The following is a 15185-nucleotide window of genomic DNA, read 5'->3' as shown; positions in this document are numbered from 1 at the left end:
GCCCATGGATACCACGACAATGCAACACGACCCGGCCACCAGCAGTACCATAGCCTGGAATGAGCAGGGACTGATACCGGCCATTGCGCAGGACTGGCGCAGCGGCGAGGTCCTGATGCTCGCCTGGATGAATGCCGAGGCGCTGGCCCTGACTGTCAACGAGGGTCGGGCCGTATACTGGTCGCGCTCCCGCCAGGCGCTGTGGCGCAAGGGCGAGAGTTCCGGCAACGTGCAACTGTTGAAGGAGTTGCGGCTGGACTGTGATGCCGATACGGTGCTGCTGCTGGTCGAACAGCAGGGCGGCATCGCCTGTCACACCGGCCGCCGCCGCTGCTTTTACCAGCGCTGGCAGGAGCAGGGCTGGGAGGTAACGGATGAAATCCTGCGCAGTCCAGAGGATATTTACGGAAAGCAGCCATGAACGATGTCCTGCAACAACTGGACCAGATACTGGCCCAGCGCCGCCAGGCCGACCCCGCCAGTTCCTATGTCGCCAGCCTCCACCACAAGGGCCTGAACAAGATCCTGGAGAAAGTCGGCGAAGAGGCGACCGAGGTCATCCTTGCCGCCAAGGACGCCGCCGGCGAAGGCAGTGATGGCGGCCGCGAGGCGCTGGTGGGAGAGGTCGCCGACCTCTGGTTCCACACCCTGGTGATGCTGTCGCACCTGGATTGCGACGCGGCGGCCGTACTGGCCTGCCTGCAGCAGCGTCTGGGCCTGTCCGGGCTGGAAGAAAAGAACGCCCGCAGTGAACCTGCGGGAGGACATTGACTCAAACCATTCATGAATTACGGAGACAGACATGGGACTCGGCGGCATTAGTATCTGGCAATTGCTGATTATTCTGGCAATCGTTGTCATGTTGTTCGGCACCAAGCGCCTGCGCACCCTGGGCGGTGACCTGGGCAGTGCCATCAAGGGTTTTCGCAAGAGCATGCAGGACGATGACGAGGTAGCGAAAAAGCCTGAGGCGGAGGACGACACATCTCCAGCTTCCACACCTGGCGAAGACAACGGCAAGCCCTGAGCCGCGCCCATGTTTGATATAGGCTTTACCGAGCTCGTCATCATCGGGATCGTGAGCCTGTTGGTGATCGGGCCCGAACGCCTGCCCGGCACTATCCGCACGGTTGCCGCCTGGGTGCACCGGATCAAGCGCGGCTTCAACGATGTCCGGCGGGAGGTGGAGCAGGAGCTGCACAACGATGCCGTGCTGCAGGAACTGCGCAAGACCGGGGCGGACGCGAAGGCGGGAGCCCGTAAAATGGAACAGGACCTGCGCAAGTCAATAGAGTACGAAGACAAGACCGCCACGGCCGACGCTGACACCAGCGACGCCGCCCTCTCTGGCGAACCCGACCCGGTTTCCGCGGAAACCGCGGCAGCCCAGGAGCCGCAATCCCCCGCCACAAAGTCCGGGCAGGAACCCCCGCCACAATGAGCGAAGACCCCGTTGATCAGCCCCTGCCGCTGGTCGCCCACCTGACCGAATTGCGCGACCGCCTGCTGCGTGCCCTGCTCGCGATTCTGGTGGTGTTCATCTGCCTGTTCCCGTTCTCCAACGAGATCTACAGCTTTGTCTCCCAGCCACTGCGGGCCCTGCTGCCCGCGGGCGCGACGATGATCGCCACCGAAGTGGCGTCACCGTTCCTGACACCGTTCAAGCTGACTCTGGTGGCGGCCATCTTTGTCGCAATTCCGTATATTCTCTACCAGATATGGAGTTTTATCGCACCGGGCATGTATCGCCACGAGAAGCGCCTGGCGATCCCGCTGCTGGCCTCCAGTGTATTGCTGTTCTACGCCGGCGCTGCGTTCGCCTACTATGTGGTCTTCCCACTGATTTTCGCGTTCTTTACCAGCGTGGGACCGGAAGATATCTCCATGATGACGGATATCAACAGCTACCTGAATTTCGTCCTGAAGCTGTTTTTTGCATTCGGCGTGGCCTTTGAAATCCCGATTGCCGCGGTCATCATGATCTGGGCGGGCATCACCACACCGGAGGATCTGGCCAAAAAACGCCCCTACATCATCGTCGGCTGTTTCGTATTCGGCATGCTGCTGACGCCGCCGGATATCATTTCCCAGGCCCTGCTGGCCATCCCCATGTGGATCCTGTTTGAAATCGGGGTGTTCTTCGGCCGTTTCATCCAGCGGCGGGCCCAGGCCGGGGTCGACCCCGACTGATGACGCCTCCGCGAGAACGCTCCCTGTCCCCACTGCTGGCGGTCGCCCGCTTCCTGCTACCCTATCGCTGGCGCATGCTGGCCGCGGGCACGGCCCTGGTGTTTACCGCCACTGCCACCTTGTTGTTGGGCCGCGGCATTCAGCTATTGATCGACCAGGGATTCGGCGGCGGCACCAGCACTGAGCTGCGTCAGGCCATCGCTGTGATCATGCTCATCGCAGCAGCGATGGCGGTGGGCACCTTCGTCCGCTTCTACCTGGTATCCTGGCTGGGCGAGCGGGTCAGCGCCGACCTGCGCAAGGCCGTATTCAACAATATCGTCCGTCTGCATCCGGGCTATTTCGAGACCAACCGCAGCGGCGAAATCATGTCGCGCCTGACCACCGACACTACCCTGCTGCAAACGATTATAGGCTCATCCCTGAGCATGGCACTGCGCAGCGCGCTGACGCTCACCGGCGGCCTGGTGCTGATGTTCGTGACCAACGTCAAACTGAGCCTGATCATCACCGCCGGGGTACCACTGGTGCTGCTGCCGATACTGTTTTTTGGACGCCGGGTGCGGCGCCTCTCCACCCAGAGCCAGGACAGCATCGCCAGCGTAGGCAGCTATGCCGGCGAGATTATCCAGCATATCCGCACGGTCCAGAGTTACGCCAGCGAAGCCCGGGAAAGTGAAGCGTTTGCTGTGGAGGTTGAGCGCGCCTTCGCGATCGCCAGGCAGCGGATCCGGCAGCGGGCGCTGCTGGTCTGTCTGGCCATCCTGCTGCTGTTCTCCGGCATGGGAGCGATGCTGTGGAGTGGTGGCCAGGACGTGATCAGTGGCCGCATGAGCGGCGGTGAGCTGGCGGCCTTTGTGTTCTACGCGCTCATGGTGGGTTCCGGCTTCGCCACCATCTCCGAGGTCTGGGGGGAATTGCAGCGGGCGGCGGGAGCCGCGGAGCGCCTGCTTGAGTTGCTGCACAGCTCCAGCGAGATCGTCGACACGGGCGCGCAGCCGGGCCTGCCCGATGCCCGCATGGAATTGCGCGAAGTGAGCTTTTATTATCCCTCGCGGCCCACCGAGGCCGCGCTGACCGATCTCTCCCTGACCATAGAATCCGGCCAGAGCCTGGCCCTGGTGGGTCCCTCCGGCGCCGGCAAATCCACCCTGTTCCAGCTGTTGCAGCGCTTTTATGATCCGCAATCGGGCAGCATCCTGTTCGACGGGGTGGATATCCGCGAGATCGGTCTGGCCACGCTGCGCCGGCAGCTGGCACTGGTGCCGCAGCAGCCGGCGCTGTTCAGCGCGACAGTCCGCTACAATATTGCCTATGGCATGCCCGAGGCCAGCGCAGCCGAGATAGAGGCTGCCGCCCGCGCGGCTCACGCCCACGATTTCATTGTCCGCCTGCCCCAGGGCTACGACAGCCACCTGGGCGAACAGGGCGTACGGTTGTCAGGCGGCCAGCGTCAGCGTATCGCCCTGGCCCGGGCCATTCTCAACAATCCCCGTATCCTGCTGCTGGATGAGGCCACCAGCGCGCTGGACAGCGAAAGCGAACACCAGGTGCAACTGGCGCTGCAGGAATTGATGCACAACCGCACCACGGTGATCATCGCCCACCGCCTGTCGACGATCCTGCATGCGGACCGGATAGCAGTGCTGGAGGGCGGCAAACTGGTGGCCATCGGCACCCATCAAAGCCTGCTGCAGGACTGTGAGCTCTACGCCAGGCTGGCCAGCCTGCAGTTCCGGGATGGCTGAAAGGCGCGGCGCCGCAGGATGGTCAGCAGGGCACCGGCCTCCGGGTCGCCAGCTTGTCCCGGTCCTGGTGGCGAAGCTTCAGCTGAATTCGCGAATCAGCGCGTTGATGGTCTCCTTGGCATCGCCGAACAGCATCCGGGTGTTGTCCTTGTAGAACAGCGGATTCTCGATCCCGGCAAAGCCCGAGGCCATGGAGCGCTTGAGCACGAAAACCGTGCGCGCGCTGGCCACATCGATAACCGGCATGCCATAGATCGGGCTGGACTCGACCTCGCGCGCGGCCGGGTTGACGACGTCGTTGGCGCCGATCACGATGGCAACATCCACGTTCTCCATCCGCGGGTTGATGTCGTCCATTTCCAGCAACTGATCGTAAGGCACATCCGCTTCCGCCAGCAGTACATTCATGTGGCCCGGCATGCGCCCGGCCACCGGGTGGATGCCGAAATTGACCTCGGCACCATTGTTTTCCAGCAGCTCGCACAGTTCCTTGACCGCATGCTGGGCCTGGGCCACCGCCATGCCGTAACCCGGGATGATCGCGACGTTGGTGGCCGCTTCCAGCACATAGAATGCATCGTCGCTGGAAATCGGCTTGATCTCGCCCTCGATGACAGTCGCGGTGGTCTTGACACTGCCAAAACCGCTGAACAACACATTGCTCAGGGACCGGTTCATCGCCTTGCACATAATCTGGGTAAGGATGATGCCCGCAGCGCCCACCAGCGCGCCGGCCACGATCAGGATGTTGTTGTTGACCGCGAAGCCGGCGGCACAGGCAGCCAGGCCCGAGTAGGAGTTCAGCAGGGAGATCACCACCGGCATGTCCGCGCCGCCAATCGGGATCACTGCCATCACCCCGAACAGCAGCGACAGCGCTATCAGCAGAAACAGCCAGTTCAGGTTCTCAGGCTGCAGGCAGAACATCACCGCGCTGGCAAGAATCGCGAGCACGATCAGGCTGTTGACGATCTTCTGACCACTGAACATGATCGCGCCGCTGCCGATCTTCTCGCTGAGCTTGCCCCAGGCCACCAGTGAGCCGGTAAAGGTGAGGCCGCCAATCAGGATAGACAGTACGATCGTGACCAGGGTAAAGGTGGCCGTCGATGTACCAAGCGCAGCGGCACCCACCAGCAGGCTGGCCATGCCGCCGAAGCCGTTGAACAGAGCTACCATTTCCGGCATGGACGTCATCTGTACCAGCCGGGCCGCGGCGGCACCGATCACTCCGCCCACCGCAAAGCCCAACAGGATCCACTGGTATTCGACAATACCCTGGTCCAGCAGGGCCGCAACCACCGCCAGCAACATGCCGACCGCGGACAACAGGTTGCCGCGCCGTGCGCTGGCGGGGGACCCCAACAGTTTCAGGCCAAAAATAAACAGGGCCGCAGCCACCACATAGGCCATTTGAATGGCAAGTCCTGACATCGGCATATTCAGGCCCCCTTCTTCTTGAACATCGCGAGCATGCGGTCGGTTACCATGTAACCGCCGACCACATTGATCGACGCCAGCGCGACCGCGGCTGCGCCCAGCCAGTTGGCCAGATCCTGCTGGCCGGTACCGGCCAGGCTGATCGCGCCGACCACCGTAACGCCCGAGATTGCATTGGCCCCGGACATCAGCGGCGTATGCAGCGTAGCGGGCACCTTGGTGATCAGTTCGAAGCCCACGAAAATGGACAACATCAGGATAAAGGTCAGATATACCGGTTCCATATCAGTTGTCCCCCTGCAGAATCGTCTTGATGGTGTCGTGAGTGATTTCACCGCCGTGAGTAATAATGCAGCCCGGCAGGATATCGTGCTCAAAATCGACCTTGAAGACCTTGCTCTCCTGGTCCCAGGCATCATCCACCAGGTTGAACAGGTTGTTGGCATACATGTGGCTGGCATCGCGGCAGACCTGGTTGGGCAGGTTGCCCTGCCCGATCACGGTCACACCGTTGATGATCACTGTCTCGTTGGGCACCGAGCCCTCGACGTTGCCGCCGGTCTCGGCCGCCATGTCCACTACCACCGAGCCGGGTTTCATGCCCTCGACCATGTCGCGGGTCACGATAACCGGCGGCTTGCGCCCGAATACCTGGGCCGTGGTGATCACCACGTCGGAGTCCGCGATCACTGATTTCTGGGCCTCGCGCTGCATCGCTATCTGGGCCGGCGTGAGCTCCGTCGCATAGCCACCGGCGGTTTCGCCGGTATCGCCCAGATCGATTTCGAGGAAGGTGCCCCCACGGACTGCACCTGTTCTGCGACCACAGGCCGGGTATCAAAGGCGGTCACCCGGGCCCCGAGCCGCTTGGCGGTGGCAATCGCCTGCAGGCCGGCCACCCCGGCCCCGATCACGAACACCTTGGCCGGTTTGAGAGTGCCTGCCGGAGTCATCATCATCGGGAAAATGCTGGGCAGGTGGGTCGCCGCCAGCAGCACCATCACGTAGCCCGCCAGGTTGGCCTGGGAGCTGAGCGCGTCCATCTTCTGGCTGCGGGTGGTGCGCGGGATCATCTCCATGCTGATCGCTGTCACACCACGCTGCTGCAGTGCCCGTACCAGCTCATGCTCGTTGAACGGGTCCAGGTAGCTGATATGGATACAGCCGGGCTGCATCAGCGAGACCTCTTCCAGCTGCGGCTTGCGCAACCGCAACAGCATGTCCGCCTCGCGAAACAGTGCTTCGCGGTCGTCACTGATCGCGGCTCCGGCCTCCCGATAGTGGTCGTCGGCAAAGCCTGATCCGGTCCCCGCGCCGGTCTCGACTGTCAGCTCCGCCCCCAGGCGGCACAATTTTTTTACGGTTTCAGGCGTGACTGACACCCGGTTCTCTCCCGGATGCAGTTCCCTGGGAATTGCAATGCGCATAATGCTGGAACCCCGTCATCGGTCTGCTGCGCTCGCCGCTGCCGGCTAACACTGCCTGTTCTCGTTGTCATCGACCCGCCTCCGGCAGTTTGACGTCCGGATCGCGGCAGCGAACATTACCATAGCTTGCCGCAGGGTCAAATTGCCGGGTGGCGTGACGGGGCGCCGATTCGCGACCGGAGGGGGTGGCCGCGGCCTCAGGCTGCCTCGTTCGAGGCCGTATCGGATTGCAGCGCCTGCAGGGGTCCGAAGAACTCATAGCGCAGGTTGTCATCGGGTATTCCCAGAGTGCGCAGGGAGCGGTAACAGAGCTGCATGAAGGGGGGCGGCCCCAGAAAGTAGACGTCCAGATCGCGGCTGCCGGGCAGCAGGGCCGCCAGCCGTTCGCTGTCAAACAGGCCCTGGGGGTGATCGCGATCCTGCGGCAACGGGTCGCTATAGCAGTAACTCAGGTGGAGATTGGGATACTGCTGGTCCAGTGTCTCCAGCAGGCTCCGGAATGCCTGCACCTCGCTATTGAGGGCGCCGTGGAGGAAGTACACCTCACGTCCGCTGTCGAGGGTCGGCTGGAGCATGCTGATGGTGGGGGTAATACCGACGCCACCGCTGAGCAGCACCAGGGGACGGCCGGCTTCGTTGAGTACGAAGTTGCCACAGGGGGGTGTCAATCGCAGCCGATCGCCCACCTGCAGATGATCGTGGAGATAGGCCGATACCTGCCCGCCCGGCTCACGCTTGACGCTGATCCTGTAGCAGAGCTGGCCCGGGACATCTGACAAAGAATAGTTGCGCCGCACGGTTTGCCCGTCCAGCTCCAGAATCAGGCTGATATACTGACCCGGCTGAAACGGCGGCAGGGGGCCACCATCAGCTGGTTGCAGGTAGAAAGAGGTGATGGCTGCGCTCTCCCGCTCCCGCCGTGCCAGCACGAACTCCCGCTCACCGCGCCAGCCACCCGGTTGCTGCTGATGCTCCCGGTACAGCTGCTCTTCGGCCGCGATCAGAATGTCCGCAAGTTGCTGGTAGGCTTCACCCCAGGCTGCCAGCACTTCGTCGGTGGCAGCCGCGCCCAGCACCTCGCGCACCGCGGCCAGCAGGCATTCTCCCACCAGCGGATAGTGTTCGGGCTGGATATTGAGCGAGGCGTGTTTGTGCACGATCAGGTTCACGGCATCACCCAGCAGTTCCAGCCGGTCCAGATTGCTGGCGTAGGCCACTACCGCATTGGCCAGCGCCCGGCGCTGGCTGCCCTGGGCCTGATGGGCCAGATTGAAATAATCCCGGACCTCGGGATAGCGCTCGAACATCAGAGGGTAGAAAACGCCGGTAATCTCCTCGGCGTTGGCTTTGACCGCGGGCAATGTCGCCGCGATGATCGCTCGTGTTTGTTGCGAAAGCATGCTTGTCTCCTGTTGAGGCTGGGCAATGGAATAAAATGGTTGCAGCGGCCAAAGGCTGTTACAGCAGTTGCTGCTGGCGTGACTGCCATCTGCTATCTGCCATCTGTCCTGTGCAGTTTTCGTGCCATTCTGAAGAACCGCGGCACCACTTGCCTCCAGACGTGGCCATGTCATAATGACACGCCCGCCTGGATGTCCCTTTGACAGCAATGATGTGCAGATGACAACCCATCAATTCTTTGACACGGCCCTGGCTGTGGTCGCCGACCTGTCCCGGGACCTGCTCGCGGAGCAGCGCTATGCACGCCTGCTGCAGGGACTGAAGCAGGTATTTCCCTGCGACGCGGCGGCACTGCTGCAACTGCGCGCCTCCACCCTGTACCCGCTGGCGGTGGACGGCCTCAGCGACGACACTCTCGGCAGACAGTTCCTGATTGAGACCGAATCCCGCTTCGCCAGAATCCTGCTCAGCCGGGAACCGGTGCGCTTCGCCGCGGACTGCGAGCTGCCCGATCCCTACGACGGCCTGATCGACAGCCAGGATCTCGCCGGGCTGCATGTGCACGATTGCCTGGGGATGGCCCTGTATCTCGATGATGTGCCCTGGGGAATCCTGACGCTTGACGCCCTGCAGCCTGACGCCTTTGACCGGATCGACCCGGCCGAGCTGCGCGCCTTCATCCGGCTCACCGAAGCCACCATAAGGATTGCCCAGACCATCCAGCGCCTGCAGGCCCGCGCCGAGCGCGAGCATTTGCTCGCCCAGGCGGTCGTGGCCGAGCAGGCACAGCCGGAGCTGATCGGTAACAGCAAGGCAATCAAGGCATTGCGGCAGGACATGGCCGTGGTGGCACATTCGGACCTGGCGACGCTGATCACCGGCGAAACCGGGGTGGGCAAGGAGCTGGTTGCGCGCCACCTGCATGCCCGATCAGCTCGGGCCGATCGCCCCCTGGTCTACGTCAACTGCGCGGCCCTGCCGGAGAATCTGGTGGAAAGCGAGCTGTTTGGCCACGCCAGGGGCGCCTTTACCGGGGCCTCACAGGCGCGCACGGGTAAATTTGAGCTCGCCGACGGCGGCAGCCTGTTCCTCGACGAAATCGGCGAGATGCCACTGGCGATGCAGCCCAAGCTGCTGCGTGCGCTGCAAAGCGGCGAAGTGCAGCGGGTGGGCAGCGACAGCCACCATCGGGTCGACGTGCGCATTATCACTGCCACCAATCGAGATCTGGGCCGGGAGGTGGCGACGGGCCATTTCCGCGCCGATCTCTATCACCGCATCAGCGTCTACCCGATCGCAGTGCCGGCCCTGCGAGAACGGGGCCGCGACGTACTGCTGCTTGCGGGGCACTTCCTGGAGCTCAACCGGCGCCGTTTCGGCCTGAGAGGACTGCGCCTGGATAGCGAGACACGGGAAGCGCTACTGGCCTACGACTGGCCCGGCAACGTGCGGGAACTGGAGCACCTGATCAGCCGGGCGGTGTTGCGTCTGCGCGCCGCAGGGGACGGTCGCGGACTGCTGACCGTGGGCATGGATGTGATGGACCTGCCGCGAGCCAGCGCGGCACCGGCCCCCGCGGTCGAAAGCACCCCCGGCACACTGCCCGCCGCGCCGCAGGAACAGAGCTTGCGCGCAGCAACGGAAATGTTCCAGCGAGAGCTGGTGCAACACAGCCTGCGCCAGCACAACGGCAACCAGGCCAGCACCGCCCGCGCCCTGGGCCTGGACCGGGGCAACCTGAACCGCCTGCTCAAGCGGCTGCAGATCCGCTAGCGCCACGCTGCCGGTAAAAGCTTGAACAGGTTGATCGCCAGCCGGCTGCACTAAGCACGTAACAAAGCTCGCTGATACCGCCCATCTCCTTCATCTCTCATCGCCCGCCGCAAAGTCGCAGTAGTCCCACCAGGGCGGCAGCAGTGCGCGGCAGCCGGGGTCGGTGTAGCGGCTGTCGACAAGCAGCGCGCGGCCGTGGTCGCTGTCGCGGCGCACGACCCGGCCCAATGCCTGGCTGACTTTCTGCATGCCGGGGTACAGGTAGGCAAAGGCGAAACCGTCGCCCAGCCGCTGCTGGTACCAGGCCCGCAGTTTCTCGTTGCCGGTGTTGACCTGGGGCAGGCCCACTCCGACCACCACCACGGAGCACAACGCCTCGCCGGGCAGGTCGATGCCCTCGCCAAATGCGCCGCCCAGGATGCAGAAAGCCGCCACATCCCGCCGTTGCTGCAGCAATTGCAGCAGGGCGTCGCGGGCCGCGGCGTCCTGCTCCACGGCCTGTCGCCAGCAATGTCGTCCTTCGGGCCAGCCCTGGCGTTCGAGTTCATCGAGACAGTCGCGCAGGTATTGATAGGACGGGAAATACAGCAGGCAATTGCCCGGCTCACGCTGCAGCCACTCGCGCAGCAGGGCCGCCAGCTGCGGCAGGCTGTTGCGGCGCTGCTGGTAGCGGGTATCGATGTGGGTGGCCAACGCTACCTGCAATTGCTGCGGCGCGAATGGCGACGGTGCGCAATAGGCGACCGTGCTGTGATCCAGACCCAGGCCGGCCAGCGCCCAGTGCTGCGGCGACAGCGTGGCCGAAAAAGCGACCAGCGCATGCAGGCCGGCCTGGCGCTGGCCCAGCAGCCGCGCGGGATCCAGGCAATGCAGCTGCAGCCGCAGGCTCTGGGGGCGGTCGTCGCGGCACAACTCCAACCTGAACTCCTCGCCCCAGTTGTCCAGCACACGCAGAAACTGCAATACCGCGAAATACCAGTCGCGCAGTGCGGGCCGGCGCTGCAGTACCATCGCATCGGCCGCCAGCGCCTCGCCCACCTGCTCGATGACGCGCTGCAGTCCCAGCACCAGCTGTTCGGGCACTGTGTCTTGCCAGTGCTCTCCGGGCCTTTGCAGTGCGGTTTTCTGCAGTGCGAGCAGATTGCGGTTCAGTGCCGTCAGCGCCGTCTTGATCGCCGCGGGAGCCTCCCTGCGGGCAGCCATCAGTGCCGCCTTGTCCAGCTGGGCGCTGTACATCTGGCGCGCCCGTGGCGGCAGGCAGTGGGCCTCATCCAGCAACACCGTCCAGCGCTTGCCGTCTTCTTCCAGCCGCTGCGCCAGGTTGGGGGTCAGGCTGAACAGGTGATGGACATCGGCGACGATCACATCCACCCAGGGCACCAGATCCAGTGACAGCTGGTAAGGGCACAACTCGAAGCGCCGGGCCAGGGTCTGCACTGTCTCCCGATCCAGCAGCGGTTCGGCCAGCGCCGCCTCCAGTGCCGCCGGCAGCTTGTCGTAGTAGGCCCTGGCGTAGGGGCAGTCCTCGCCGTGGCAGGCCTTGCCCGGCGCCAGGCAGATCTGCTCTTTGGCGGTAAGCGTGAGCGCATTGCCGGCGTAGCCGGATTCCGCCAGCAGGGCCAGGGTCTGCTCGGCGGCGCGGCGCCCGGTGATCTTGCTGGTGGCGAACACCAGCCGCTCGTGTCGGCCCGTGGCCAGGGCCTTGACCGCCGGGTACAGCACCGCCGCGGTCTTGCCTATGCCGGTGGGCGCCTCCACCAGCAGCCGGCCCGCCTGATGAATGCATTTGTAGACCCGCTCGGCGATTTCCCGCTGACCGGGCCGGAAGCCCCGGTGCGGAAAGGGCAGTTGCGCCAGACTCTGGTCGCGCAGCGCACAGCGTTCCCGCACCCGGCTCAGCCAGCGACAATAGCACTGCAGTGATTGCTGCAGGAACAGGTCCAGCTCTCCCCGGCTGTAGCGCTGCTGCAGACAGTGCTCTTCATCGCGGTCCAGCTGCAACCAGGTCAGCTGCACGGTGAGTTCAGCCAGATCTTCCGCCGCGGCGATCAGCGCCGCATACAGGCGCCCCTGGGCCAGGTGTAATTGGCTGACCGCCTCGGGTATGGTGGCCGGATCGACCCGGCAGGTCTTGATCTCCTCCACCAGTGCGCGCTCGCGGTCGTAGCCATCGGCCCGGCCCCGCAGGCGCAGCGCCAGCCCTTCGCAGTCACCATCCCAGGCCACCGCGAACTCCGGCTGGTAGGAGGCCGGCCGGCGCCGATACAGGCGCTGGTGTCCCTCAATGCCCTGCACGCCAGTCGGCGCGGCGGTGAAGCGGTGATCAATATCACCCCGACGGTGACAGAACAGCGCCAGCGCGCGCACCGTGACAGTGACCTCAGTCATCGCACCAGACCACGCGCGCCACCTGCGCCGGAATACCCTGGTCGGCGAAAAAGCGCAACCAGCGCCGCTGGCTGTCCTGCAACTGGTCGCCGGGACCCTTGACCTCGATCAGGCAGTAGTCCCCTTCGCGCTCGCCCAGCGCGATCAGGTCGGGAAAGCCGCGCCGGTTTTCTCCCGGATCAAACAGCATGCGCTCCCAGACAGCCAGTAACTGCGGCGCAGGGATACAGCACAGCAACTGCCACAGCAGGGTTTCATCGAGCAAGCGCCAGTCGACCCAGCGGCAATCGTAGCCGCGGTAGCGGCGGCAGGCCGCCAGCAGCTCCGGCAGCAGCGGCCCGTTGCGCAACTGTGCCAGCCGCCGGGCCAGCATTTCCTCGCGGCGAGTCCGGAAACCCTGTTGGTACATATCCGCCGGTGCACTCTGAAAGGCATGGTGGAAGGCGCCCGGCACCGGCGCGAAAATCTGCTCCCAGAAGGCGAGGCCAAACAGGCTGTTCATCAGGCTGTTTTCCACGTAGTGTACCGCCTGCCAATGCGGTGCCAGGTAGTGGGCGACCGCGAGTTCCACCGCTTCGTCGCTGCGCGGCAGTTGCAACTGCAGCGTCGTAAAGGTGTCGCGGCGACGGGCCGGCACGGACTCACCCAGGCGCCGGCAGACGCGGGGCAGGATTCGCGCCGCCGCCTCGTACTCCTCCTCACACCACGGCCCGGCAAGTATCAGTTGGCACTGGTCGCGGGCGGCGGCCCAGTCTCCCGCGGCCTCCAGCACCCGCGCCAGCCGTTCGCGAGCCGGATGCAGTTCGCTGCGGGCATACAGCTCGCCGGCCAGCGGCAACTCTCCCTGCCGCTCCAGCTCCCGGGCCAGCCGGTTGCACAGTTTCCAGTAGCGCTGGGCGCTGGTGTCGTATTGCAGCGGTGAGACCAGCAGCAAATCGGCCAGCGCCCGCAGGCCCTCACTGTCCTCCGCCTCCCGCAGGATCCAGTAATCGTCCGCCAACTGGCTCCAGCCCTGGTACTCCGCCACCGCCTCGCGGCAACTGAACAGACGCTGCTCGCGATCCAGCGCATAGGGATAGTAATTGGCAATGCCCAGGTCGCTGAGAACAAAATCGGTAAGACCCTGGCGCCGGTTGCCGAAGAACAGCAGTTGCAGCAGCTCCACCACCTCCAGTTCGGCCGGGGCCACCAGCGCGCCGCCGGTGCTGGCCAGCAGGCAGTCGGCATACCGCGCGGGCGACCAGTCCAGTGCAGCCGCCGCAGCCAGCAGCTCCGCCTTGCCTTGCCCCGGCGCCGTATTCAGCTCGGCCGCGAAGGCGCGGCGCCATTCGGCCAGCGTGAACAGACGCTCCAACTCCGGCCAACCCGGATCAGCCGTGCGCAGCAACAGGCCCGCCGCATCCAGCGCCGCCAGCGCCGCGCCAATATCCCCGAGTTCCGGGTAGGCCAGTTTGTCGTCGCGAAACCAGGGGCCGACCCGGGACACCAGCCGTACATACAGGCATTGCGCGGGCAACGGCAGACCGCGCCAGCGGCGCAGAACGTCCCGTTCGGCAGCGCTGAGCAAATCCTGATAGCGGCTCTCCACGGTATCGCAGAGGCGCTGGAAGTTGTCCCGGTAGTAAAACGGTGCCAACAAGGGTGGGGCTTGCTCTCGCAGCGTATCAGCCATGGCGGGCATCAAGTCGGGGCTGGTGCGCGGGACGGGCCGGCCTGTTGCAGCAGTACGCCGGGAATGATCAGCGCCAACCCCACCAGCGTCGCCGGATGAATGGTTTCGCCCAGTATCGTGGCAATGAACACCAGGGAAAACAGCGGCGACAGAAAGATCAGGTTGCCGACCCGGGCGACGGTACTGGCCAGCCGCAACGCGGTGGACCAGAGGACAAATGTAATGCCCATTTCAAACAGGCCCACATAGAGCGCGGCGGCCGGCCCGCGCCAGCCGCTGACCTCAATGGAGGAAAACAGCGCGCACAACAGCCAGGCCGCGGGTGTCGCCAGCGCAAAATTCAGGCTCAGGCTGACCAGCGGGTCGCGCCGGTTGCGGGTATTGGCAATCCAGTACAGCGCCCAGATCAGGGTGCTGAGCAGGGCCAGTGCCACCCCGGCCAGACTGGTGAAGGCCATCGCCAGCGGCCGTCCCTCGGTGGCGATGATCACCACGCCGCCATAGCCCAGCGCTGCCGCCAGCAGGTCGCGGCGGCCGAGTTTCTGTCCCAGCAGCGGTACCGCCAGCAGTGCCAGCGTGATCGCCCAGGTGTAGTTGATCGGTTGCGCCTGCTGCGCCGGCAGCAGGTCGTAGGCGGTCAACAGCACCAGGTAGTACAGCAGCGGGTTGAGCGCGCTCATCAGCACGAAATAGCCCGGGGATTCCCGCAGACAGGCGCCCAGCAGGGCGCCCTTGCCCTGCCAGTGTACGAGCAGCAACATCGCGACCGCGGAGGCGCTGACCGACCAGGCCAGCAGCTGGAATACATCCAGTTCCCGCAGTGCCAGTTTGAAGGCAGTGGCCGCGGTGGACCAGAGCAGCACCGCGCTCAACCCCAGTAGCAGTGCCCGCCGATCATTACTCACAGGCTGTCGCTCCCGCCGGATCGCATGCCCGGGGGGAAATCACGACAGACGCTTTCGTCCGTCGCCACAGGTCTGCCGATTGCGTTACATTCCATCAGTTTCCAAGACGTATTCGTGCCCCTGCGAGTGTACGGGATCATTCCGTCTGCTGTCAGATATTGCAATGTCCCACAGCGCCAGTGACTGTACCCCATCGTCATTTTAGGGCATTCTGCACCCCGATCCAGATCATCGGCGGACT

General features: G+C 64.3%; 13 protein-coding genes and 1 pseudogene. 7 read left to right on the top strand and 7 right to left on the bottom strand.

Features of this window, described 5'->3' with window-relative positions; genetic code table 11:
- Window positions 1–19 precede the first annotated feature (19 nt).
- Genes hisI through G3T16_RS10760 form a run of 6 tightly spaced genes read left to right on the top strand, consistent with a single transcriptional unit; the run spans window position 20 to window position 3938 of the window.
- Window positions 20–421 (top strand): phosphoribosyl-AMP cyclohydrolase, encoded by a 402-nt coding sequence (hisI, locus tag G3T16_RS10785; protein WP_163495274.1) that lies wholly within the window; start codon window positions 20–22, stop codon window positions 419–421.
- Complete coding sequence (locus G3T16_RS10780) at window positions 418–771, top strand: phosphoribosyl-ATP diphosphatase (RefSeq protein WP_163495273.1); 354 nt, start codon at window positions 418–420, stop codon at window positions 769–771. Before hisI ends, G3T16_RS10780 begins: the two co-directional genes overlap by 4 nt.
- 31 nt (window positions 772–802) lie before the next feature.
- Window positions 803–1027: a twin-arginine translocase subunit TatE gene (tatE, locus tag G3T16_RS10775; protein WP_163495272.1), complete on the top strand. Its 225-nt coding sequence runs from the start codon at window positions 803–805 to the stop codon at window positions 1025–1027.
- Window positions 1028–1036: 9 nt separating this feature from the next.
- Window positions 1037–1441, top strand: coding sequence for a Sec-independent protein translocase protein TatB (gene tatB, locus G3T16_RS10770; protein WP_163495271.1), 405 nt, complete (start codon window positions 1037–1039; stop codon window positions 1439–1441).
- Window positions 1438–2190, top strand: a complete 753-nt coding sequence (tatC, locus tag G3T16_RS10765; protein WP_163495270.1) for a twin-arginine translocase subunit TatC — start codon at window positions 1438–1440, stop codon at window positions 2188–2190. Before tatB ends, tatC begins: the two co-directional genes overlap by 4 nt.
- Window positions 2190–3938 carry an ABC transporter transmembrane domain-containing protein gene (locus G3T16_RS10760; protein WP_163495269.1) on the top strand — a complete coding sequence of 583 codons (1749 nt, stop codon included), beginning with the start codon at window positions 2190–2192 and terminating at the stop codon, window positions 3936–3938. The genes tatC and G3T16_RS10760 overlap by 1 nt, the downstream gene beginning before the upstream one ends.
- A gap of 78 nt (window positions 3939–4016) precedes the next feature.
- On the opposite strand, the gene G3T16_RS10755 is transcribed toward G3T16_RS10760, so the two are convergent.
- The 4 genes and pseudogenes from G3T16_RS10755 to hmpA all read right to left on the bottom strand — a co-directional run bounded on the left by G3T16_RS10755 (window position 4017) and on the right by hmpA (window position 8205).
- Window positions 4017–5372, bottom strand: coding sequence for an NAD(P)(+) transhydrogenase (Re/Si-specific) subunit beta (locus tag G3T16_RS10755; protein WP_163497056.1), 1356 nt, complete (start codon window positions 5370–5372; stop codon window positions 4017–4019).
- Window positions 5373–5380: 8 nt separating this feature from the next.
- On the bottom strand, window positions 5381–5662 hold the full coding sequence (locus tag G3T16_RS10750; protein ID WP_163495268.1) for an NAD(P) transhydrogenase subunit alpha: 282 nt from the start codon (window positions 5660–5662) through the stop codon (window positions 5381–5383).
- A gap of 1 nt (window position 5663) precedes the next feature.
- Window positions 5664–6805, bottom strand: a pseudogene (locus G3T16_RS10745) (Re/Si-specific NAD(P)(+) transhydrogenase subunit alpha).
- Window positions 6806–7002: 197 nt separating this feature from the next.
- The gene (gene hmpA / locus G3T16_RS10740) at window positions 7003–8205 is read right to left on the bottom strand and encodes an NO-inducible flavohemoprotein (protein ID WP_163495267.1); all 1203 of its coding nucleotides are present in this window, start codon (window positions 8203–8205) and stop codon (window positions 7003–7005) included.
- Between the two features lie 220 nt (window positions 8206–8425).
- Here hmpA and norR point away from each other — a divergent pair, with 220 nt between their 5' ends.
- On the top strand, window positions 8426–9979 hold the full coding sequence (gene norR / locus G3T16_RS10735) for a nitric oxide reductase transcriptional regulator NorR (RefSeq protein WP_163495266.1): 1554 nt from the start codon (window positions 8426–8428) through the stop codon (window positions 9977–9979).
- Window positions 9980–10069: 90 nt separating this feature from the next.
- Here the strand turns inward: norR and G3T16_RS10730 are convergent, their stop codons facing one another.
- The 3 genes from G3T16_RS10730 to G3T16_RS10720 are packed head-to-tail and all read right to left on the bottom strand — an operon-like array spanning window position 10070 to window position 14944.
- Window positions 10070–12367 carry a helicase C-terminal domain-containing protein gene (locus G3T16_RS10730; protein ID WP_163495265.1) on the bottom strand — a complete coding sequence of 766 codons (2298 nt, stop codon included), beginning with the start codon at window positions 12365–12367 and terminating at the stop codon, window positions 10070–10072.
- On the bottom strand, window positions 12360–14039 hold the full coding sequence (locus tag G3T16_RS10725; RefSeq protein ID WP_163495264.1) for a VRR-NUC domain-containing protein: 1680 nt from the start codon (window positions 14037–14039) through the stop codon (window positions 12360–12362). The genes G3T16_RS10730 and G3T16_RS10725 overlap by 8 nt, the downstream gene beginning before the upstream one ends.
- A gap of 8 nt (window positions 14040–14047) precedes the next feature.
- Window positions 14048–14944, bottom strand: coding sequence for a DMT family transporter (locus G3T16_RS10720; RefSeq protein ID WP_163495263.1), 897 nt, complete (start codon window positions 14942–14944; stop codon window positions 14048–14050).
- Between the last annotated feature and the right edge of the window lie 241 nt (window positions 14945–15185).

Source organism: Kineobactrum salinum (assembly GCF_010669285.1).
Lineage (GTDB): Bacteria > Pseudomonadota > Gammaproteobacteria > Pseudomonadales > Halieaceae > Kineobactrum > Kineobactrum salinum.
The sequence above is the reverse complement of the archived record's forward strand: the minus strand, read 5'-3'. Positions and strand labels throughout refer to the sequence as shown.

Excerpts from the sequence above, each read along its gene's own strand:
- tatB (WP_163495271.1), top strand. The coding sequence starts at position 1,037 with ATGTTTGATATAGGCTTTACCGAGCTCGTCATCATCGGGATCGTGAGC.
- G3T16_RS10760 (WP_163495269.1), top strand. The coding sequence starts at position 2,190 with ATGACGCCTCCGCGAGAACGCTCCCTGTCCCCACTGCTGGCGGTCGCC.
- G3T16_RS10725 (WP_163495264.1), bottom strand. The coding sequence starts at position 14,039 with ATGGCTGATACGCTGCGAGAGCAAGCCCCACCCTTGTTGGCACCGTTT.
- G3T16_RS10755 (WP_163497056.1), bottom strand. The coding sequence starts at position 5,372 with ATGTCAGGACTTGCCATTCAAATGGCCTATGTGGTGGCTGCGGCCCTG.
- G3T16_RS10780 (WP_163495273.1), top strand. The coding sequence starts at position 418 with ATGAACGATGTCCTGCAACAACTGGACCAGATACTGGCCCAGCGCCGC.
- norR (WP_163495266.1), top strand. The coding sequence starts at position 8,426 with ATGACAACCCATCAATTCTTTGACACGGCCCTGGCTGTGGTCGCCGAC.
- tatE (WP_163495272.1), top strand. The coding sequence starts at position 803 with ATGGGACTCGGCGGCATTAGTATCTGGCAATTGCTGATTATTCTGGCA.
- G3T16_RS10730 (WP_163495265.1), bottom strand. The coding sequence starts at position 12,367 with ATGACTGAGGTCACTGTCACGGTGCGCGCGCTGGCGCTGTTCTGTCAC.
- hmpA (WP_163495267.1), bottom strand. The coding sequence starts at position 8,205 with ATGCTTTCGCAACAAACACGAGCGATCATCGCGGCGACATTGCCCGCG.
- tatC (WP_163495270.1), top strand. The coding sequence starts at position 1,438 with ATGAGCGAAGACCCCGTTGATCAGCCCCTGCCGCTGGTCGCCCACCTG.
- hisI (WP_163495274.1), top strand. The coding sequence starts at position 20 with ATGCAACACGACCCGGCCACCAGCAGTACCATAGCCTGGAATGAGCAG.
- G3T16_RS10750 (WP_163495268.1), bottom strand. The coding sequence starts at position 5,662 with ATGGAACCGGTATATCTGACCTTTATCCTGATGTTGTCCATTTTCGTG.